The 547-nt window shown below is 70.6% G+C and carries 1 protein-coding gene; it reads left to right on the top strand.

The genetic code is table 11. The features are described from left to right. Nucleotides 1-273: DUF6221 family protein (locus tag LPA54_RS36025; RefSeq protein ID WP_228984752.1), on the top strand; the 273-nt coding region annotated here is incomplete at its 5' end. Nucleotides 274-547: the final 274 nt, after the last annotated feature.

Genomic DNA, 547 nt, shown 5'->3' with positions numbered 1-547 from the left:
CTCGGATGGGAGCGCATCTACGTCAAGCGCGACGGGATCGGGCTCAGCCGCCACGTTGCCGAGCATGATCCGGCGCGGGTGCTGCGCGAGATCAACGCCAAGCGGCGGATCATCGAACTGTGCGCGCCGCCGCTCGTCGAGGTCACCGGGCCCGGTGATATGGAGCGCTCGTTCGTGCCCGGCGAGGGCTCGCCCTGGGGCCTGGACATCCTCAAGCTACTCGCTCTGCCCTACGCAGACAGGCCCGGCTACCGCGAGGACTGGCGTCCGTAGCCCGCTCACGACGGAGGCCCTCGCCGGGATAATCGGCGGGGGCCTCCGCGCTGTTCAGCCTATCTCCGCGTGCGCCCGCCCGGCCATGCCCGCAGGCTGGGCGGTATGGCCGTACCGCCCGTGGTGATCTACCCGCCCGACGACGACGGGGGCCGGCGTGTCCGCATCGACGGCGAGATCGTCGGCCGCGCGTTCTCAGTCCTGGAAGTGGCGCGGTATCTCCAGGAGGCCGGTCTGCCGGAGGACGACGAGATTGACGTGGTCCGGTCGATGC

The organism is Streptomyces sp. DH12 (assembly GCF_020873895.1).
Taxonomy (GTDB): domain Bacteria; phylum Actinomycetota; class Actinomycetes; order Streptomycetales; family Streptomycetaceae; genus Streptomyces.
The sequence above is the reverse complement of the archived record's forward strand: the minus strand, read 5'-3'. Positions and strand labels throughout refer to the sequence as shown.